Annotated in this window: 19 protein-coding genes and 1 tRNA gene; 6 read left to right on the forward strand and 14 right to left on the reverse strand. The window is 64.8% G+C overall.

Annotation, left to right across the window (positions count from 1 at the left end; genetic code table 11):
• Positions 1–31 precede the first annotated feature (31 nt).
• Entirely contained in the window at positions 32–331 is a 300-nt protein-coding gene (gene gatC / locus ACR9ZC_RS26290) for an Asp-tRNA(Asn)/Glu-tRNA(Gln) amidotransferase subunit GatC (RefSeq protein WP_331571208.1), read from the reverse strand.
• A 394-nt stretch (positions 332–725) separates the two neighbouring features.
• Here gatC and ACR9ZC_RS26295 point away from each other — a divergent pair, with 394 nt between their 5' ends.
• The 5 genes from ACR9ZC_RS26295 to rodA all read left to right on the forward strand — a co-directional run bounded on the left by ACR9ZC_RS26295 (position 726) and on the right by rodA (position 6,904).
• Entirely contained in the window at positions 726–1,769 is a 1,044-nt protein-coding gene (locus ACR9ZC_RS26295) for a rod shape-determining protein (RefSeq protein ID WP_017772379.1), read from the forward strand.
• A 99-nt stretch (positions 1,770–1,868) separates the two neighbouring features.
• Complete coding sequence (mreC, locus tag ACR9ZC_RS26300) at positions 1,869–2,975, forward strand: rod shape-determining protein MreC (RefSeq protein WP_481582502.1); 1,107 nt, start codon at positions 1,869–1,871, stop codon at positions 2,973–2,975.
• A complete protein-coding gene (gene mreD / locus ACR9ZC_RS26305) occupies positions 2,972–3,484 on the forward strand; it encodes a rod shape-determining protein MreD (RefSeq protein ID WP_173255846.1) in 513 nt (170 codons plus the stop codon). Before mreC ends, mreD begins: the two co-directional genes overlap by 4 nt.
• A gap of 19 nt (positions 3,485–3,503) precedes the next feature.
• Positions 3,504–5,744, forward strand: coding sequence for a penicillin-binding protein 2 (gene mrdA / locus ACR9ZC_RS26310; protein ID WP_481582503.1), 2,241 nt, complete (start codon positions 3,504–3,506; stop codon positions 5,742–5,744).
• Between the two features lie 11 nt (positions 5,745–5,755).
• On the forward strand, positions 5,756–6,904 hold the full coding sequence (gene rodA, locus ACR9ZC_RS26315) for a rod shape-determining protein RodA (RefSeq protein ID WP_331571214.1): 1,149 nt from the start codon (positions 5,756–5,758) through the stop codon (positions 6,902–6,904).
• A gap of 15 nt (positions 6,905–6,919) precedes the next feature.
• On the opposite strand, the gene ACR9ZC_RS26320 is transcribed toward rodA, so the two are convergent.
• From ACR9ZC_RS26320 to def, 13 genes are all read right to left on the reverse strand, one after another.
• On the reverse strand, positions 6,920–7,654 hold the full coding sequence (locus ACR9ZC_RS26320; protein WP_481582504.1) for a tetratricopeptide repeat protein: 735 nt from the start codon (positions 7,652–7,654) through the stop codon (positions 6,920–6,922).
• A gap of 95 nt (positions 7,655–7,749) precedes the next feature.
• Positions 7,750–8,196, reverse strand: a complete 447-nt coding sequence (gene queD / locus ACR9ZC_RS26325) for a 6-carboxytetrahydropterin synthase QueD (RefSeq protein ID WP_331571270.1) — start codon at positions 8,194–8,196, stop codon at positions 7,750–7,752.
• Between the two features lie 10 nt (positions 8,197–8,206).
• Entirely contained in the window at positions 8,207–8,839 is a 633-nt protein-coding gene (gene queE / locus ACR9ZC_RS26330) for a 7-carboxy-7-deazaguanine synthase (RefSeq protein WP_481582505.1), read from the reverse strand.
• A gap of 81 nt (positions 8,840–8,920) precedes the next feature.
• Positions 8,921–9,655, reverse strand: a complete 735-nt coding sequence (queC, locus tag ACR9ZC_RS26335; protein WP_481582506.1) for a 7-cyano-7-deazaguanine synthase QueC — start codon at positions 9,653–9,655, stop codon at positions 8,921–8,923.
• A gap of 191 nt (positions 9,656–9,846) precedes the next feature.
• Positions 9,847–9,922, reverse strand: a tRNA-Phe gene (locus ACR9ZC_RS26340).
• Positions 9,923–9,982: 60 nt separating this feature from the next.
• Positions 9,983–10,672 carry a response regulator transcription factor EsaR gene (gene esaR, locus ACR9ZC_RS26345; RefSeq protein ID WP_173255850.1) on the reverse strand — a complete coding sequence of 230 codons (690 nt, stop codon included), beginning with the start codon at positions 10,670–10,672 and terminating at the stop codon, positions 9,983–9,985.
• Positions 10,673–13,081: a sensor histidine kinase gene (locus ACR9ZC_RS26350; protein ID WP_481582507.1), complete on the reverse strand. Its 2,409-nt coding sequence runs from the start codon at positions 13,079–13,081 to the stop codon at positions 10,673–10,675.
• Positions 13,071–13,664: a DUF4390 domain-containing protein gene (locus tag ACR9ZC_RS26355; RefSeq protein ID WP_331571224.1), complete on the reverse strand. Its 594-nt coding sequence runs from the start codon at positions 13,662–13,664 to the stop codon at positions 13,071–13,073. The genes ACR9ZC_RS26350 and ACR9ZC_RS26355 overlap by 11 nt, the downstream gene beginning before the upstream one ends.
• On the reverse strand, positions 13,661–15,097 hold the full coding sequence (gene rsmB, locus ACR9ZC_RS26360) for a 16S rRNA (cytosine(967)-C(5))-methyltransferase RsmB (protein ID WP_481582508.1): 1,437 nt from the start codon (positions 15,095–15,097) through the stop codon (positions 13,661–13,663). The genes ACR9ZC_RS26355 and rsmB overlap by 4 nt, the downstream gene beginning before the upstream one ends.
• Positions 15,098–15,222: 125 nt before the next feature.
• On the reverse strand, positions 15,223–16,080 hold the full coding sequence (htpX, locus tag ACR9ZC_RS26365; RefSeq protein ID WP_331571228.1) for a zinc metalloprotease HtpX: 858 nt from the start codon (positions 16,078–16,080) through the stop codon (positions 15,223–15,225).
• 135 nt (positions 16,081–16,215) lie between these two features.
• A complete protein-coding gene (locus tag ACR9ZC_RS26370; RefSeq protein ID WP_481582509.1) occupies positions 16,216–16,866 on the reverse strand; it encodes a LysE family translocator in 651 nt (216 codons plus the stop codon).
• Positions 16,867–16,944: 78 nt separating this feature from the next.
• Positions 16,945–17,934: a methionyl-tRNA formyltransferase gene (fmt, locus tag ACR9ZC_RS26375; RefSeq protein ID WP_481582510.1), complete on the reverse strand. Its 990-nt coding sequence runs from the start codon at positions 17,932–17,934 to the stop codon at positions 16,945–16,947.
• Positions 17,935–17,957: 23 nt separating this feature from the next.
• Complete coding sequence (def, locus tag ACR9ZC_RS26380) at positions 17,958–18,461, reverse strand: peptide deformylase (protein ID WP_481582511.1); 504 nt, start codon at positions 18,459–18,461, stop codon at positions 17,958–17,960.
• A 268-nt stretch (positions 18,462–18,729) separates the two neighbouring features.
• On the opposite strand from def, the gene dprA reads away from it, so the two are divergent.
• Positions 18,730–19,929 carry a DNA-processing protein DprA gene (dprA, locus tag ACR9ZC_RS26385; RefSeq protein WP_481582512.1) on the forward strand — a complete coding sequence of 400 codons (1,200 nt, stop codon included), beginning with the start codon at positions 18,730–18,732 and terminating at the stop codon, positions 19,927–19,929.
• The last annotated feature ends 53 nt before the right edge of the window (positions 19,930–19,982 follow it).

Genomic DNA, 19,982 nt, shown 5'->3' on the forward strand with positions numbered 1-19,982 from the left:
CTGGTTCGTTCCTGTCTTGAAGACGATTCGGTTACTCGATCACCTTCGGTACGAGGTAAAGGCCGTCCTGGACGGCCGGCGCGCACTGCTGGTTGCCTTCGCGGGCGACTGTTTCCGTGACGACATCGTCCCTGAGCCGCAACGCGACATCCTCGATCTGCTCGATCGGATGGGCGAGCGGGGCGATGCCGGCCGTGTCGACCGCCTGCATCTGCTCGACGAGGCCGAAAAACTCGTTGAGCTGGGCGAGCGTCGGCTCGGCGTCGGCCTCGGGCAGCTCGAGCCGCGCGAGATGGGCGATGCGTTTCACATCGGTCAGGGTCAAGGCCATGCGTCTCACCGGAGAAAAAGGGGCCTCGCGCGGTGCCCGAAACGGCGCCGCGCGAAACTGTTGGAGTGCCGCTCCAGACCCCCGAACAGCGGGCCGGGAACGGCAAAAAGGACCGTCCGTTTACTACAAATAGGTCGAAATTATAAGGTATCATTACGCGTTCGAACCAAACCCGGACCGTCCCTCGCAGGGGGTTTTGGCGCTGAAAACCACGCTGCCGCCTCGCCTCGTGCGGCCTTCCGGTCGAATTCATCGCAGCTTCGCGCTCGCGGTGGGCGGTACGCAGGTGTCGGCGCACCGTTCACGCCCGATCCCGAGGCTTTTATTTTTTCCGCTGCCGCGGCAGCGCCCAAGGTGGCGAAGCCCGGCTCTTCCCCGGCGAGACAGGAATTTCATGTTCGGCTTTTTGCGCAGCTACTTCTCGAACGATCTGGCGATCGATCTCGGCACCGCCAACACCCTCATCTACATGCGCGGCAAGGGCATCGTCCTCGACGAACCTTCCGTGGTATCGATCCGCCAGGAGGGTGGTCCGAACGGCAAGAAAACCATCCAGGCGGTGGGCCGGGAAGCCAAGCAAATGCTCGGCAAGGTGCCGGGCAACATCGAGGCGATCCGGCCGATGAAAGACGGCGTCATCGCCGATTTCACGGTCACCGAGCAGATGATCAAGCAGTTCATCAAGACGGCGCATGAATCGCGCATGTTCTCGCCGTCGCCGCGCATCATCATCTGCGTGCCCTGCGGCTCGACCCAGGTCGAGCGCCGCGCGATCAAGGAAGCCGCGCACGGTGCCGGTGCCTCACAGGTCTACCTCATCGAAGAACCGATGGCCGCGGCGATCGGCGCGGGCCTGCCGGTGTCGGAGGCCACGGGGTCGATGGTCGTCGATATCGGCGGCGGTACCACCGAAGTCGGCGTCATCTCGCTCGGCGGCATCGTCTATAAAGGCTCGGTGCGTGTCGGCGGCGACAAATTCGACGAAGCCATCGTCAACTATATCCGCCGCAATTACGGCATGCTCATCGGCGAACAAACCGCCGAAGCCATCAAAAAGGAAATCGGCTCCGCGTTCCCGGGCTCGGAAGTCAAGGAAATGGAAGTCAAAGGGCGCAACCTGTCCGAAGGCATTCCGCGCAGCTTCACGATTTCGAGCAACGAAATCCTCGAAGCGCTGACCGATCCGCTGAATCAGATCGTCTCCTCGGTCAAGATCGCGCTCGAGCAAACCCCGCCGGAACTCGGCGCCGATATCGCCGAGCGCGGCATGATGCTCACGGGCGGCGGCGCGCTGTTGCGCGATCTCGATCGCCTGCTCGCCGAAGAAACGGGACTGCCCGTGCTGGTGGCAGAAGATCCGCTCACCTGCGTGGTCCGCGGCTCGGGCATGGCGCTCGAGCGGATGGACAAGCTCGGCAGCATCTTCTCGTACGAGTGATGAGCTTCGCGGGCGCGGCGCATACGCCATCGCCGGGTCTCCCGGTGCGCTGAAGCACTGCGCCGCCGCCCGCTCACGATCACGCCCCCGGCGTCGACCATGGAATACAGTCCGCCGCCTCTGTTCAAGCAAGGCCCGTCCGCGCTTGCGCGGCTCATTTTCTTCGTTGCACTCGCACTTGCGCTGCTGATCTCGGACGCGCGTTTCAAAACGCTCGAAATCGTGCGCGGCGTGCTCGACGTCGGACTCTACCCGCTGCAGCGCGCGGCGCTGGTCCCGCGCGATCTCGCGCTCGGTGCCACGAGCTTTGCGGTGTCGACGGTTACGTTGCGCAGCGACAACCAGAAGCTCGCCGCAAAAAACCTTCAGCTTTCGGTCGAAGCCAATCTGAACGCCTCGCTGGCGGCACAAAACGCTCACCTGCGGGCGTTGCTCGATCTGAGCCACGAAATCGGCACCCAAACGACACCTGCGGAAATCCAATACGACACACGCGATCCGTTCACGCAAAAGGTCGTAATCGGCCGCGGTTCGCAGCAGGGCATTCAGAACGGCTCGCCCGTCGTCAGCGAAGACGGCATGATCGGCCAGGTCACGCGCGTATTCCCGATGCAATCCGAGGTGACGCTGCTCACGGACAAGGATCAGGCCGTGCCCGTGCAGATCGTCCGCACGGGGCTGCGTGGCGTCGTCTACGGCACGCCCGCGGGCAATGCGCTGGAGCTGCGCTTCGTGCCGATCAGCGCCGATATCGTCGCCGGCGACGAACTCGTGACGAGCGGGCTCGATGGCGTCTATCCGCCGGGATTGCCCGTTGCGAAGGTCGCGCGCGTCGACAAACTGGCCGATACGGCGTTCGCGCGCGTGATTTGCGTGCCTGTGGCCAAAGTGCGCGGTGCGCGCGCCGTCCTCGTGCTTCATTACCAGAGCAATCTGCCGCCACGTCCGGAGCCGCAGCCGGAGCCTGGCGCGAAAGACGCGAAAGGCAAGAAAGCCGGCAAGGGCGCGGATAAAGGGCAAAAGGGCGAGAAAGCGGCAGACAAGGCAGCAGACAAGGACGCGGAAAAAAACCCGGGCTCGGAAAAGGGCGCGGCGAACAGCGTGCCGAAGGCCGGCGAGAAACGGGCGGCTTCGCAGCCGCCCGCCGCGAAGCCGGCCGATCGCGCAACGACGCAAGCCGCGGCGCCGGCAGGAGCGCGGCGATGAACCGTCCGCAATACATTCTGCTGCCGGTCAATCCGTACTTCATCGCGTTCAGCCTCGCCGCGGCGTTCTTACTGAATCTGATGCCGTGGGGCCATCTCATCGGCGTGCCGGACTTCGTCGCGCTCGTCGTGCTGTTCTGGAACGTGCATCAGCCGCGCAAGGTCGGCATGGGCATCGCGTTTTTTCTCGGCTTGCTGATGGATGTACACGATGCGAGCCTGCTGGGCGAGCACGCCCTCGCTTACACGTTGCTTTCTTACGGGGCCATCACGATCCACCGGCGCGTGCTGTGGATGCCGCGCGGTCTGCAGGTGTTCGCCGTGGCGCCGCTGCTCGTCATCGCCCAACTCGTGCCGTTCATTACACGGCTTTTGATGGGCGCGGCATTCCCGGGCTGGGGCTATCTCGTGCACGGCTTCGTGGAAGCGGCGCTCTGGCCGCTTGCCTGCACGCTGCTGTTGATGCCGCAACGCCGTCCGGCCGATCCCGACGACACGCGGCCCATCTGAGCATGCAGAGCTCGCGCGCATGACCGAATTCAAGAACACCCAGCAGCAGCTCTCGCGGTTTCGCGTGCGCGTCGCGGCCGCGGGCCTGTTCGTGCTCGTGTGCTTCGGGCTGCTCGTCTTCCGTTTTCTGTTTCTGCAGGTCTGGCATTACAGCAAGTACTCGCTGCAAGCCGACGAAAACCGCATCTCGGTGGCGCCGATCGTGCCGAACCGCGGCGTCATCACCGATCGCAACGGCGTCGTGCTCGCGCGCAACTACTCGGCTTATACGCTCGAAATCACGCCCTCGAAGCTCGACGATTCGCTCGAAAACGTCATCGACAAACTGGCCACCGTCGTCAACATCGACGCGGTCGACCGGCGCCGCTTCAAAAAGCTTCTCGAGGATTCGAAGAATTTCGAGAGCCTGCCGATCCGCACCCGGCTCACCGACGAGGAAGTCGCGCGCTTCACGGCGCAGCGCTTTCGTTTTCCGGGTGTCGATGTCCGCGCGCGGCTGTTCCGTCAATATCCGCTCGGCATGACGGCGGCACACGTAATCGGCTATATCGGGCGGATCTCGCAGCGCGATCAGGAGCGCATCGACGCGGCCAGCGAGCAAAACGACAGCGATCCGGATCATTACGATCCGCGGCTCGACGCGAACAACTACAAAGGCACCGACTACATCGGCAAGATCGGCGTCGAGCAAAGCTACGAAACAGAGCTGCACGGCCTGACGGGTTTCGAGGAAGTGGAGGTCACGGCCGGCGGCCGCCCGGTGCGCACGCTGTCGCGCACGCAGGCCACGCCGGGCAACAATCTCGTGCTGTCGCTCGACATCGGGCTGCAGCAAGTGGCCGAGCAGGCGTTTGCGGGAAGGCGCGGGGCGCTCGTGGCCATCGAGCCCGCGACGGGCGACGTGCTCGCGTTCGTGTCAGCGCCGAGTTTCGACCCGAACGCGTTCGTCGACGGCATCGATCAGCCGACCTGGGATGCGCTGAACAACTCGCCGGACCATCCGCTTTTGAATCGGCCGCTTCACAGCGCCTATCCGCCGGGCTCGACTTACAAGCCGTTCATGGCGCTGGCCGCGCTCGCGCTGAAAAAGCGGACGCCCGAATGGGGATTCCACGATCCGGGCTTTTATACGTTCGCCGGCCACACGTTCCGCAACAACGTGCCGCAGGGGCAGGGTTGGATCGACATGAACCGCGCGATCATGGTGTCGAACGACACCTATTTCTACATGCTCGCGCACGATCTCGGCGTCAACGCGATCGCCAACTTCATGAAACCCTGGGGTTTCGGCCAGATCACGGGCATCGACATCTCGGGCGAGGCGCGCGGCATTCTGCCTTCGACGGACTGGAAGAAAAAGGCGTATCGCAAGCCCGAACAGCAGCGCTGGTACGAAGGCGAAACGATCAGCCTCGGGATCGGCCAAGGCTATAACTCGTTCACGATGCTGCAGCTCGCGCACGCCACGGCGACGCTCGCCAACGACGGCGTCGTCATGCGGCCGCACCTCGTCAAGGAAATCGAGAACCCGATCACGCATCAGATGCGCCTCACGGTGCCGCATGAAAGCGGACGCATCACCACCGTCACGCAATCCGATCTCGATCTCGTGAAACGGGCGATGGTCGCCGTCACGAGCAATCCGTCCGGCACCGCCTATCAGGTGTTCCGCAATGCGCCCTATGTCGTCGGCGGCAAGACGGGGACGGCGCAGGTGTTTTCGTTGCAGGGCCAGAAATATCATGGCGGCGCGCTGGCCGAGCATTTGCGCGACCATTCGCTTTTCATCGCGTTTGCGCCGGCCGACCATCCTCAAATCGCCGTTGCGCTCATCGTCGAAAACGGCGGCTGGGGGGCGAGCGTCGCCGCGCCGATCGTGCGCAGCGTGCTCGACTACTACCTGCTTCAACGCAACAAGCCCGGTGTGCTGCAAGCCGCCGTCGCAACCGCGGCCTCGGCCACGCAGGCGGCATCGGAGCCGGCAATCGGGCAGCCCGCTGCCCAGCCTGCAAGCGCGGCCACACCGGTCACAGTGGCACCGGGCTTCAAGCCGCTGCCGCTACCCGAGGTTCCGGCCTCGGCAGCCGCGGCGCCGGCACCGTCGGCGGCCGCACCGCAGCCCGCACCACAGCCCGCGCCTACACCGCCCAAGCCGCACACCGGATCCGACGAGGCCCTGGCGCCGGCGCGCGACAATCGCGCGGTGCGGACATCGGGCACGGCAAGCGCGAGGCCGGCTTCGGCCGGCGCCGACGATTAACGGAGGGCCACTTGAACTTCGATAAACGGGTCTGGCTCGAACGGCTCAAGAGCATGTTCATCGGCTTCGACCGCCCGCTCGCGCTGACTGTCTTTCTGCTGCTTTGCGTCGGTATCGTCACGCTATACAGCGCGAGCCTCGACGTTCCCGGGCGCGTGGAAGATCAAATGCGCAACATCGTGCTCACGTTCTTGCTGATGTGGGTGCTCGCCACCGTGCCGCCGACCACCCTCATGCGCTTCGCCGTGCCGCTCTACACGTTCGGTATCGCGCTGCTCGTGGGCGTAGCGGTCTTCGGCATCACGAAAAAGGGCGCCAAACGGTGGATCAACGTCGGTGTCGTCATTCAACCGTCCGAGATCCTCAAAATCGCGACGCCGCTGATGCTGGCCTGGTATTACCAAAAACGCGAAGCCGGTCTGCGCTGGTACGACTTCATCGTCGGTTTCGCCTTGTTGCTGCTGCCGGTCGGTCTGATCGCCAAGCAGCCCGATCTCGGCACGGCGATGCTCGTGTTCGCGGCCGGCTTCTTCGTCATTTACTTTGCGGGCCTCTCGTTCAAATTGATCGCGCCGGTGCTGATCGCGGTGGTCATCGGCGCGAGCTCGGTCGCCATTTTTCAGGATCGGATCTGTCAGCCTGAAGTGCAATGGCCGCTCATGCATGATTACCAGAAGCACCGCATCTGCACGCTGCTCGATCCGACATCGGACCCGCTCGGCAAGGGCTTCCATACGATCCAGGCGGTGATAGCAATCGGTTCGGGCGGACCGCTCGGCAAGGGCTGGCTGAAGGGCACGCAGGCGCATCTCGACTTCATCCCCGAAAAACATACCGACTTCATCTTCGCCGTTTTTGCCGAGGAATTCGGGCTGCTTGGCGAAGTGGTGCTGCTATTGCTCTATACGGCGTTGATCGCGCGCGGCCTGTTCATCGCCGCCAATGGCGCCACGTTGTTCGGGCGATTGCTGGCCGGTTCGCTGACGATGGCGTTTTTCACCTATGCGTTCGTCAATATCGGCATGGTGAGCGGGGTCCTGCCCGTCGTGGGCGTGCCATTGCCGTTCATGAGCTACGGCGGTACCGCGCTGACGACGCTTGGTATCGCCGTGGGCCTCATCATGAGCGTCGGGCGGCATAAGCGGCTGATGAAAAGCTGAACCGCCGGGCGGCGTTCAGTTCGATTTGGGCGGGCTCTTCGCCTCGCGTTGCAACTCGAGGCTCAGCTCCCTGAATTTGAGCCGCGCCGCCGGATCGCCCTGTGCCGCCGCAGCCGCGTAGTAGGCACGGGCGATATTGAGATTGCGCGTCACACCGTCCCCGCCGCGTTCGTAAAACGAACCCGCGACATATTGCGCCGTGGCGTCGCCGCCCTCCGCGGCCTTTTTGTACCAATAGAACGCTTGCTGGTTATCTCGCGGGGTGCCGCGCCCGTCGAGGAACTGATTGGCGAGCGATAGCTGCGCTTGCACGTGGCCTTGCCGTGCGGCTTTCAAGAACCACCGGTGTGCTTCGGCGGGATCCCGCGCGACGAACTCGCCATCGTCGTACATCCTGCCGTAGACATACTGCGCATGCGACATGTTCGCGTCGGCCGCTTTGCGCAACCACTTGCGCCCTTCGTCGACATTCGCCGGCCCCCCTTCGCCGTTGAGCAGCATCATCGCGTAGTCGAACTGGGCCAACCGGCTGCCATGCTCGGCCGCGTGGCGAAAACCTTTGAGCGCGGCCTCGAAAGCGCCGGCGTTGTAGTCCGCGACCGCGCTTTGCGTCTCGGCATCGGCCGCGGCCTGGGGTACCCCGGCTAACGGCGAGGCGCCCTGGGCGAGCGCGAATTCGCCGGGACCCGCCGCAGCGACGCCCAATGCGAGCATCGCCAACGCTTTGAGGGGATTCGTGAATGGGCTCATCGTGCGCCTCCTCGCGCCAACCGGCTCTCACGATCATACCGTGACAATCGAGCCAGGGCTGTTCACGCTGACGGCAGGCCGGCGAACGGGGCCTTTTAAGCGCCGCGTGCGAAATCGGCCCAGCAGTTCGGCGTTTCGAAGAGCCGCACACGCGCGAGCCGCAAATTGACGCCATAGTGCGCGTCATAGACCGCGGCCAGCGTCTCGAAGGCAATCGCCGCGAGATTCTCGACGGTCGGTATCCGATCGAGTACGACGGTCTTATGCCCGGGCATCGAGTCGAGAAACGTCCGCACCGGCGTATCCCCGGCATAGACGAGAAACGCGTGATCCCAGCGATTGACGAGATGCTCCATCGCCAGCGATTTCACATCGGCGAAATCCATCACCATGCCGCGATCCGGCGCGCCTTCCGTCTCCACGATATCGCCTTGCAGCGTGATCTCGAGCACGTAGCGATGGCCGTGCAGGTTGCGGCATTGGCTGCGGTGGTCGGGAATGCGGTGCCCCGCATCGAACTCAAGTTTTCGGGTAATCGTCAGCACGAGAGGCTCAGGGAATATTCAAATACTTATGGGTTTGCATCGACAGCCGCCACAACGGATGCCGCTTGCACCAGTCGATCGCGAGCCGCGTATTGAGGTCGCGCGCCGGCCCGTCCATCGGTTGCACGAGGAAATGCTCGAAATCGAGCAAAGCGTACTCCGCGAGGCGCTGATTGTCCTGAGGAATCACGACCTTCAACTCATTGCCTTTCGTCACGACGAGCGGTGCGTCCGCTTTGGGGCTCACGCATACCCAATCGATCGATTCGAGCACGGGCAGCGTTCCGTTCGTTTCGATGGCGACCTCGAAGTCCGCCGCGTGCAGCGCATCCACGAAGGCCGCATCGATCTGCAGCATCGGTTCGCCGCCCGTGCAGACGACGAAGCGGTGAGCCTCGCCGTCCGGCCACAGCGATGCGATCGTCTCGGCGAGGGCAGCCGCGTCCCGATATTTGCCGCCATTTTCGCCGTCGGTACCGACAAAATCCGTATCGCAAAAACGGCAGACGGCTTGCGCGCGATCTTCTTCCCGGCCCGACCATAGGTTGCAGCCGGCGAATCGGCAAAACACGGCAGGCCGGCCAGCGTTCGCGCCTTCGCCCTGCAGCGTGTAAAAAACTTCCTTGACCGCGTACGTCATGATTTCTTTCTGTCCATCTCGATGGGCCGGGCGGCGAATGAACGAGCGCCCGTACCGATATCGCCGAGCCGCCCTACGTCGCTACGTCGGCGCCTGCGTCACTTTTTCGCCCGCGCGAAACGCCTCGTAACCGCGCTTTCGCAGGCGGCATGCCGGACATTCGCCGCAGCCGAAACCCCAATCGTGCAGCTCGGAGCGCTCGCCGACGTAGCAGGTGTGGGTCTCCACGCGGATCAACTCGACGAGCGCGTGGCCGCCGAGCGATTCGGCGAGCCGCCATGTATCGGCCTTGTCGAGCCACATGAGCGGCGTCTCCAGCACGAACCGGCTCGCCATACCGAGATTGAGCGTGACTTGCAGCGCCTTCATCGTATCGTCGCGGCAATCGGGGTAGCCCGAAAAATCGGTTTCGCACATGCCGCCGACGAGTACTCGCAGCCCGCGCCGGTAAGCGAGCGCCGCCGCAATCGTCATGAACATCAGATTGCGTCCGGGTACGAAAGTGTTCGGCAGTCCATTCGCCGCCATCTCGATCTCGATTTCGCGCGTCATGGCCGTATCGCTGATCGCGCCGAGCACCGACAGATCGACCGTATGGTCTTCGCCCAGACGTTCGGCCCACGCAGGAAATGCGCGCGAAAGCTGCTCGCGCACACCCTCGCGGCATTCGAGCTCGACGCGATGGCGCTGGCCGTAATCGAAGCCGATCGTCTCCACGGTGTCGTAGCGATCGAGGGCCCACGCGAGACACGTGGCCGAATCCTGCCCGCCCGAAAACAACACGAGCGCGCCGTTCTTAGCGTCTGTCTGAACCACCGTTAGAAACTCCGTGAACCAGGATGGGCGCGAATGCTCGCGCAGCGCCACCCGTGCAGTATATGCCTCGGCTTTTGGGGACAGGCGCCGTGGCGCTTATACGCAGTACCCGCCGTGACGCATACGGATGCCGGGCCGATGCCATGAGAAAAACCCCCAAGGACCTTTCGGTTCTTGGGGTTCGATACTGCTGGTGGCCTGGGGCGGAATCGAACCACCGACACGCGGATTTTCAATCCGCTGCTCTACCAACTGAGCTACCGGGCCACGAAGAAGCGAGAGTATATCAAGGACCTAGGACGTGCTCAAGTGCTTTTGGAGCACCGCTCATTCGCCCTTGTTCTTGCCGAGATCGACACCGAGCTGTTTGAGCTTCCGGTAAAGATGCGTGCGCTCGAGCCCTGTCTTCTCGGCAACGCGCGTCATGCTGCCGTTCTCGCGCGCCAGATGGTATTCGAAGTAGGCACGCTCGAACGCGTCACGCGCATCGCGCAGCGGAATATCGAACGAGATCGATGCGGTCTGCGCCACGGCGGCAGTGCCCGCCAGGTTGTCGGAAGCGAGGACGGGCAACGCGACGGCCGCCGCGACGGCGTTCGAAGGGCCTCCAGAGGCCGCCTTGGCAGCCGCCGCGGCGGCTGCCGGCAGCGCGGTGCCGCGCGCAAGCCCTTGCTCGACCGCTTTGAGCAGCTTTTGCAGCGCGATCGGTTTTTCGAGAAAGTTCAGCGCGCCGATTTTGGTGGCCTCGACGGCCGTATCGATCGTCGCATGCCCCGACATCATGATGACCGGCATCGTCAACAGGCCCTGCGCCGCCCACTCCTTGAGCAAGGTAACGCCGTCGGTATCCGGCATCCAGATATCGAGCAGCACCAGATCGGGCGTCTGACGCAAGCGGTATTCGCGCGCGTACTGCGCGTTTTCCGCGACTTCCACGGCATGTCCCTCGTCGCTCAGGATTTCCGAGAGCAACTCCCGAATACCCATTTCGTCGTCTACCACCAGGATGGTCGCCATTTATGCTGCCCTTATCTGCGCTATTGCTTTTGTCGTTCCCGGCGATGCGCCTGAACGCGTTGCCGCCTGCCCCGATTCGAGCGGGGCGCTGTCGTCCGCCATTTGCAGGAACAGAATCGAGATCTGCGCACCTTCAACCGCCGCGTCTTTACCGCGATTGCGAATGTCGATGCGTGCACCGTGCTCGTCGACGATCTTCTTGACCATGGCGAGCCCGAGCCCCGTGCCTTTTGCCTTCGTCGTCACGTAAGGCTCGAACGCGCGCGTCAAGATGCGCGCGGGGAAGCCCGGTCCGTTGTCCGACACCGTCAGGCGCACGGCGACGCGCACTTTGCCCTGCGCGTCGGGATCGCCATATTCTACTGTCTTGGTTTCGAGCACGACACGCGGATTTTCAAGCTCGGCCACCGCGTCCTGCGCGTTTTGCAGCAGATTGTGTATGACTTGGCGCAGCTGCGTCGCATCGCCCTTGATAACCGGAAGATCGTGCATGTTCACGACGATCGGACTCTTGCCTTCCTCGATGCCGTATAACGCGAGCACTTCCGCAACGAGATCGTTGAGCTGCAAATTGACCAGCACCGCGGGCGGGGTGCGCGCGTAATCGCGGAAATTGTCGACCATCCGCTTCATCGCCGCCACCTGGTTGACGATCGTCGTCGCACCGCGCTTGAGCACATCCGCATCGTGCGGCGACAGCTTGTCCGCAAGCTTCATCTGCAGGCGCTCGGCCGACAGCTGGATCGGCGTCAACGGGTTCTTGATCTCATGCGCGAGCCGCCGCGCCACCTCGCCCCAGGCCGCCGAGCGCTGCGCCGAGATCACGTCGGAGATGTCGTCGAATACCACGACATAGCCCGCCGTGCGACCCTCGTCCGGCACGCTGTCGACCGTGCCCGACATCAGGCGCGAACCGCGCACGAGCAGCGTGACAGGCTCGCTCTCGCCCGGCAATTGAACCGCGAACTGCTGCTGCCAATGCCCATCGTCGAGTTCGCCGTGATCGGCGGCGTCACGGTCCGCGAACGCCTTGCGCACCATGGCACCGAACTCGGCCGCCACACCGATGTGCTCGAGCGAGGCACCGAGCATCGACTGAAACGGCTGCCGGAAAATACGCTCGGCACCGCGATTGGCCGTCGTCAGCCGGAATTGCCGGTCGAGCACGAACACGCCCGCCGTGAGGTTCGCCAGAATGCGCTCGAGATAAGCCTTCGAATGCTCGAGCGCGATGCGATTTCGTTCGACGGCCGCGCGTGCCTCGGAAAGCTGCCGCGTCATCGCATTGAACGACTGCGTCAGAAAGCCAAGCTCGTCGCGGGTCTTGATCTCGCGCTTGGGCGTGTAATCGCCCTCCGCCACTTCCTTCGTGCCCTGCGCGAGCAAAAAGAGCGGCCGGGCAAGCTGATTGCCGAGCGCGAGCGCCAGCATCATCGCGATGAACGTGGCGAGAAAAAGCGCGAGCGTCAGCGTGCCGATGTACATCTTGCGCAAGCCCGTGCGCCCCAGGGCCTTTTCCTGATACTCGCGATAGGCGCGCTGTACCGCATCGGCATTGCGGGCAAGCGTCGGCGAGACCGGCTGCGTGATCTGCAAGAAGCGCTCGGTCGGCTGCAACAGCGAGGTCGTCGCGTCGGGCACGCGCTCGACGACGCGCAAGCGCAGCGAGCCTTTGCTACCCGTCGCATGCGGATCGCCGTCGATCTCGCCCTCGATGGCCGCAAAGCCGCGACCGCGCGCCTGATCGATCATGAGCGGGGTCGGCAGATCGTCCGGCACGAGCTTGGCGATGTTGTTCGACGCCTGCGCCAGCACGTGCAGATCGGGCGAGGCGCCCACTCCGCGCGTCGTCTCGATCAGCATGGCCTCGTGCACGCCGAACTGATCGCGCAGCCGCAGCAGCGTGATCGTGGTGTTGGCAGGATTCGCGCTCGCGAGTTGCTCGGACATCAGACGCGCCTTGGTCTGCAGATCCGAGAGCGACGCGTCGAGCATGCCGCGCCCGAGATTGAGGCCTGAAGTCAGCGCGGTCTCGATGTTCACATCGAACCATGATTCGATGCTGCGCGAGACGAATTGATACGAAACGACGTAGATGATCCCGCCCGGCACGACGCCGACGAGTGCGAAGAAAATCGCGAGCTTCGCCAGCAGCCGCGTGCCGAACTTGCCTTTGCGCAGGCGCGCGAGAATCATCGCGACGAGTGCGACGACGACGAGCAGGAAGACGAGCGCGACCGCGATATTGGCCGCATAGAGCCACGAGTAATAGCGGTCGAAAAACTCGGTGTTCGCGCTCGCCGCCGCGAGCAGCACCAGCAGCAGCAGCGCGACGACGGCGACCGTCGCCACGAGCACGCGCAAGACGATGCTCTTCACATTCGCAATGCGGCGCACGCTACTTAGCATGTTCGTTCACCGTGAAAGTAAACCGCTTCCAGTCCGATGCCAGCGCCCAGTCGCGATTGTTCACCGCATCGACCTGAAACGGCTTCGGCATCAATGCGGTGTCGAGCTCCATGCGCACCGATGCCGTGTAGCTTTCGCCGGGCCGCACCTGCGTGCGATCGATCACGTGCCACGAGCTCACGTGTTTGATCACGGCGAGCGCATCGGCGAGCGAGGCGAAGCCGAGCTGCAGCCCGCCGCTCGAGACGCGATATTCGCGCGTGAGCGGCTGAAACGACAGCCGCAGCGTCTGCGATGCCGATACGGGCTGCTCGTCGAACCAATACCAGCGCGCACGCGTGAGGTCGAACTCGGTCGTGAAGTACAGCGGAATGCCTTTGTTGACGGCATCCTCGAGGCTGTTGTTGAGCTCGAACTCGAAACGGGCATCCAGGCTCCATCCCGTGCCGTCCGCCTGCAGCGACGCGCGCTGCACGGCGATGGAATCGGCGAACGCCGACGCCGCCGCGGCAACGCAAAGGGTCAGCCCGATCAGGAGCACGGCCACGAGCCGAAGCGGAAAAGAGCGTTTGCTGATCGTCACCGTTTCTGAAAGCGCGCGTAGAAAAAACCGTCGTGGTCGATGTCTGACCCGGTGCGCCCGGCGGCGCGCATTCCGGCCGATACGAGAGCGCCGGATGGAAGTGCCGCGCCGGCCGAGACCGGCGCCAGCTGCCCTGGCGCGTCCAATCGTACCGCATCTTGATGAACGCGTTCAAACCGCGCGGCCTGAGCCTCGCCTTCTTCCGGGAAGATCGAGCAGGTCACGTACAGCAGCTCGCCGCCGGGCGCCACGAGCGGCCATAACGCATCGGCAATGCGCGCTTGCTCGGCCGCGAGCGCGGCGATGTCGCCCGGCCGGCGCAGCCAGCGAATGTCGGGATGACGCCGGACGATGCCCGAGGCCGAGCAGGGGACATCGGCGAGAATTCGGTCGAAAGGCCGTCCGTCGTGCCAGGCGTCCGGCGCGCCGGCATCGCCGATCCGCACCTCGGCCGAAAGCCGCAGCCTGTCGAGGTTTTCGACGATGCGCCCGGCGCGCGCGGCGTCGCTTTCAAGCGCAACGAGCGTCACATCGGCCAACTCGAGCAGGTGCCCTGTCTTGCCGCCCGGCGCGGCGCAGGCATCGAGCACGCGCATGCCGTCGCGCACGCCGAGCCACTCGGCCGCCAGTTGCGCGCCCGCATCCTGTACCGAGACCACGCCGTGGGCGAAGCCGGGAATACGTTCGACCGGCATCGGCGACGCAAGCCTTACCGCGTACTGTCCGATGGCGGCCCCCTCGATCCCCGCCTCGCGCAGCGTTCGGAGATAGTCGTCGACCGTCGTGCGGCGCGCGTTCACGCGCAATGTCAGCGGCCCGGGCGCATTACCGCTCGCGAGGATGGCCTCCCACTGCGCCGGCCAGGCATGCCGAACCGCGTCGATCCACCAGCCCGGATAGTTCCAGCGCGCCACCGGGTCGGCCTGCGCGCTTTCGATGAGTGTCTCCCGCTCGCGCAGGAAGGTTCGCAGCACCGCGTTGACGAGTGCTTTCGCAAATGCGAGATCGCGCCGCGCACCGACGGCATGCACCGTCTGATCGACAACCGTATGCCCGGCATAGGCCGCGTTTGCCGCGTCGTCGATCAACAAGGCGAGCGCGCATACGAGCAGATTGCCGACATGCGGAGGCGGCGCCTTGCGCACGAGCCGCGCCACGATCCAATCCGCTGTGCCGAGGCGGCGCAACGTCCGGTAGGCGATGTCCTGGGCCGCTTGGCGCGACAGCTCGGCTGCTGCCGGCGGGGAACTCGCACGAACGGCAGCCAGCGCCGCAGGCAATGCGCGGCCGGCGCGCACCGCCGCCACGGCCTGCGCGGCGGCATCGAGCGCGAAGCCTAGCGAATCGGGCACGAGCGGAAGCACCGGCAGACGCTTTTCACGGACGGCTCGCGGCGAGCCGTGCTGCCGGTGCGCTGAAGAGGATCGGGTCATGGAGACAACGGTGGAGCGAGGGCGCCACGTGACGCCCTCGGCAGGACAAACGCAGCATTTTAGCGCGCTTGTCCGACGAGCTCGCCGCGCGATATGCGCGGCGGCCGCGCAGGAATCGCGGCGCGTCAGTCGTAGCGGCCCGTGCGCGCCATTTCCATCAGGCGCGCGATACGCTCCTCCGTCGCCGGGTGCGTCGAGAACAGATTCGCGATCCCACCGCCCGACAGCGGGTTGAGAATCATCATCTGGGCGGTCGTCGGATGAGCCTCGGCGGCCGCAAAAGGAATCCCCGCCGCATAACGGTGGATCTTGTCGAGCGCCGAAGCGAGCGCCTGCGGATCACCCGAGAGCTCCGCGCCGCCACGATCGGCTTCGAATTCGCGCGCGCGCGAGATGGCCATCTGAATCATGGCCGCAGCGATCGGCGCGAGCAAGGCAACGGCGATGCTGGCGATCGGGTTGGCGGGACGCCCTTGCTCGTCACGTCCGCCGAAGAACATGGCGAAGTTGGCGAGCGCGGAGATGGCACCGGCCATCGTCGCCGAAATGGTCGAGATCAGAATGTCGCGATGCCTCACGTGCGACAGCTCGTGCGCCATGACACCGCGCATCTCGCGCTCCGAGAGAACGCGCAGGATACCCGTCGTGGCAGCCACGGCCGCGTGTTCGGGATTGCGTCCCGTCGCGAAAGCGTTCGGCGCGTCTTCGTTGATCAGATAGACGCGCGGCATCGGCAAATTCGCCCGCGTCGCGAGTTCGCGCACCATTCGATAGAACTGCGGCGCACTGGTCTCGTCGACTTCCTGAGCGTTGTACATGCTGAGGACCATCTTGTCCGAGAACCAGTACGAAAAGAAATTCATCGCGAGTGCGATGACCAGCGCGATCGTCATGCCACGCGAGCCGCCGATCATGCCGCCGATCACGACGAACAGGGCCGTGATCGCCGCCATCAGCATTGCGGTTTTGACCCAGTTGAACATGAGCTCTCCTTTTCCCGTTTGCCTGGTGCCTGGGGAACCGCGCGGCGACAATACGCCCACGGCGGTCACCGATCGATTGTAAGCGATTCGTTAGTTTGCGGCGCGGGCAAAAAATTCAACCCCCGGTACGGAAAATCAACGCTGAGCCGTGGCGAGCTTCAGCCCGAGCCCGACGAACGCGCTGCCGACCACGCGGTCGAGCCACTTTTTCACGCCGGGTTTGCCGCCGAGACGCTCGGTCACGCTGCCCGCAACCCATGCAACGAAGCTGTTCCAGACGGTGCTCATGGCGACGAAAACCAGGCCGAGAAAGAGGAACGCCAGCGCCTTGGCGTCGCTATCGGCCGAGACGAATTGCGGAAAGAACGAAACGAAGAAAAGCACGACCTTGGGATTCAGCACGTTCGTCCAGAACCCTTGCACGAACAGCTGCCCGAGAGGCTTGCGCCCACCCGTGGCGCCCCGCGGCTGCTCGAGCTGCGCTTGCCGCGGTTCGCCACGCGACGCGAACAGCATGCGCGCGCCCAGATAGATCAGATAAATGGCGCCCACCAGCTTGATGACCGTGAAGGCGGTGGCCGAAGCGGCGAGCAGCGCCGTCAAGCCGAATGCGCACGCCAGCGAGTGCACGCAACAGCCAGCCGAGATACCCAGCGCGGAGACCAGCCCCGCGCTGCGCCCCTGCGCCACGCTGCGCCCGACGATGTATGCGGTGTCGGGGCCGGGCGTCACGTTCAGCAAGAAAACGGCTGCCAGGAACAACGGAAAGTGAACGATGCCGAACATGCGCGAAATCTCCTGACCTCAAACTTCCAAAACCCGTGATTCGACAGGCTGCCGAGCGCACGCGCGGCGCGGCAGTCTTCAGCTTTGCTGCGGCAACACGAACCGCTGCCCGGCCGCGAGCGCACTGCCGGCGAGAAATTCGCGCACCGGCAGGCGTTTGCCGCCCGGCTTTTGCAGCTGCGTCAACCGGAGTGCGCCCTCGCCGCAGGCCACGACGATGCCGTCCGGCGACACCTCTACGATCGTACCCGGCGCGGCACCCGGCGCCCGCACCGCGGTGGGCTGCGCAGCCCAGACCTTCAGCACCGCGCCGTCCTCGAGCGTCGCCGCGCCACCCGGGAATGGGTCGAACGCGCGGATTTGCCGGGCCAGTGCGTCGGCCGGCCGACGCCAATCGAGCGCCGCTTCGTGCTTGCCGATCTTCTCCGCATAGGTGGCGCCCGCTTCCGGCTGAGGCGTCGCGGCTAGCGCGCCGTTGCGCTCGAGCTCGCCGAGCGCCTCGACGATCAACCGCGCACCCAGCGTGGCGAGCTTGTCGTGAAGCGTCGCCGTCGTGTCTTGCGGATCGATCGGGACGCTGGCCGCGTGCAGCATCGCGCCCGTATCGAGTCCCGCATCCATCTGCATGAGCGTGATGCCCGTTTCGGTATCTCCGGCTTCGAGCGCCCGATGGATCGGCGCGGCGCCGCGCCACCGCGGGAGCAGCGAAGCGTGAATATTGATACAGCCGTGGCGCGGAATGTCGAGCACTTCCTGGGGCAGCAGCAACCCATAAGCGGCTACGACCATCACATCGTGCGGCGTTTCGCGCAGCGCATCGATGGCCGCGCTCGCTTCGGCCGGATATTTGCCGTTACGGCGCAGCGAGGGTGGCTGGGCCACCGGCAAACCGTGCTCGAGGGCATAACGCTTGACAGCACTTGCCTGCAGCTTCATTCCACGCCCGGCCGGGCGATCCGGCTGCGTTAGAACGAGCGCGATCGGAAACCCGGCCGCATCGATCGCGGCGAGCGCCGCGGCCGCGAATTCCGGCGTACCGGCAAAGATGACGCGCAGCGAATGTGTCATGGATTCCAACGGGGACGGGCCGCTCACATCGCGTGGGCGAGCTTTTTCATCTTTGTCTTGATGCGGGTTTGCTTGAGCGGCGAAAGGTACTCGACGAACACCCGCCCCATCAAGTGATCCATCTCGTGCTGAATGCAGACAGCCAGAAGACCTTCGCAATCGATCTCGAATGTCTCGCCACGCTCGTTGAGCGCACGCACGCGAACCTTCTCGGCCCGCTCGACGCTGTCGTAGATACCCGGCACCGAGAGGCACCCCTCTTCGGCGAGCTTGCGCTCATCGCTGGACCAGACGATCTCGGGGTTGATGAACGCGCGCAGCTCGTCATGCGTCTCCGAGACATCGATGACGATGACGCGCTCGTGAACGTCCACCTGGGTTGCGGCGAGGCCCACGCCCGGGGCGGCATACATCGTTTCCGCCATATCGGCGACAAGCTTGCGGATGCGCTCGTCGACGGTCGCGACGGGCTTCGCGATCTTGTGCAGGCGTTTATCGGGGTAATGCAGGATGTTCAGTAATGCCATGGTCGGAAAGTTACTGGCGCTCGAGCAGCCACGCTTCAGTGGTGCCGCGCGCGAATCAACAATTGCCGCATGCGGCGATAGGCCGTTCGGCTGGCTTGTGCCGCCGTGCTCGCACATCGAAGATAGCGCGATGTCATGCGTCGCTTCGCCGCGGGAATCAGAGCAGGCGAGCGTTCGCGTCGCGTTTACGAGGGCACGGGGGGCTTTTTCGGATGGTGAAAATTTTAACATGCCGCGGGGGTCTGCGCAGGCGGCCGGGGCGGGCGCGATGAAAGCGCTACCGATGACCGACGATGAACGGGCGGCGTGGTTGGCGTTGGCCGCCACCCGCAGTCTCACGCCCGCCGCGCTGCGGGCATTGCTTGCCGCCTTTGGAATGCCGCACGCCTTACGCAGCCAATCGTTCGACGCGCTCGCGGCGGTCGGGGGCGAAGCCGCCGCGCGGGCCATCCTCGCACCGTTGCCCGCGGGCTGGGACGCGCAGGTGGCCCGCGTCGCGAGATGGTGCGAACAGCCGGGCAACGCACTCGTCTCGCTCGCCGATCCCGCCTATCCGCCCGCGCTGCTCGCGATGCCCGATCCGCCGCCACTGCTGTACGTCAAAGGGCAATTGGAACTGCTGCACGCGAGCGCGATCGCCCTCGTGGGTAGCCGCAACGCCACGCCGCAGGGGCTCGAAGACGCCGCGCAATTCGCCCGCGAGCTCGCGGCGGCGGGTCTCGTGATCGTGTCCGGTCTCGCGCTCGGCATCGATGCGGCGGCGCACTGGGGCGCGCTCGCAGTCATGGGCCACACGGTGGCTGTCATCGGCACGGGTATCGACATCGTCTACCCCTTGGCGCACCGCGAGCTTGCTCAGCGGATCGCCTCGCACGGGACGCTCGTCTCCGAATGGCCGCTCGGCACACCGGCTCGGCCTTCGCACTTTCCTCAGCGCAACCGGCTCATCGCCGGGCTCGCGAAAGGTGTCCTGATCGTCGAGGCAGCGCTTCGGTCCGGCTCACTCATCACCGCGCGGCTCGCCAACGAGATGGGGCGCGACGTCTTTGCGTTGCCTGGGTCCATCCATTCGCCGCTTTCACGCGGCTGCCATCGCCTGATCAAGGAAGGCGCCCGGCTGACCGAGGAGTCCGCGGAGATTCTCGAAGAACTGGGGCTCGTCGGCATGGCTCGGTCTCACGCCGATGTTGCAGCCCCGGGCCCCGGCGCGCCAGCGACACCGGCAGTCGCACCGGCAGCGCAGGCAGGCGCCGACGCGCGCACGGCGCCATCCTATGCGCAAGGCAGCGCCGCGGCACGCGTGATCTCCGCACTCGGCCACGCACCGGCCACCCTTGAAGTTCTCGCCAGACGCACCGACATGGGTGGCGCGGCATTGCAGGCCGCGCTGCTCGAGCTCGAATTGGCCGGCCACGTGAATGCGCTGCCGGGTGGCCGCTTCACGCGTACGGCAACGCGCCGGGGCTAAAGCAGCGTGCGCAGGTCTGCAATTCGCGCCGGCAGGCCTCGACGCTGTACAAC

The organism is Trinickia sp. HAY1-2D, assembly GCF_056754935.1.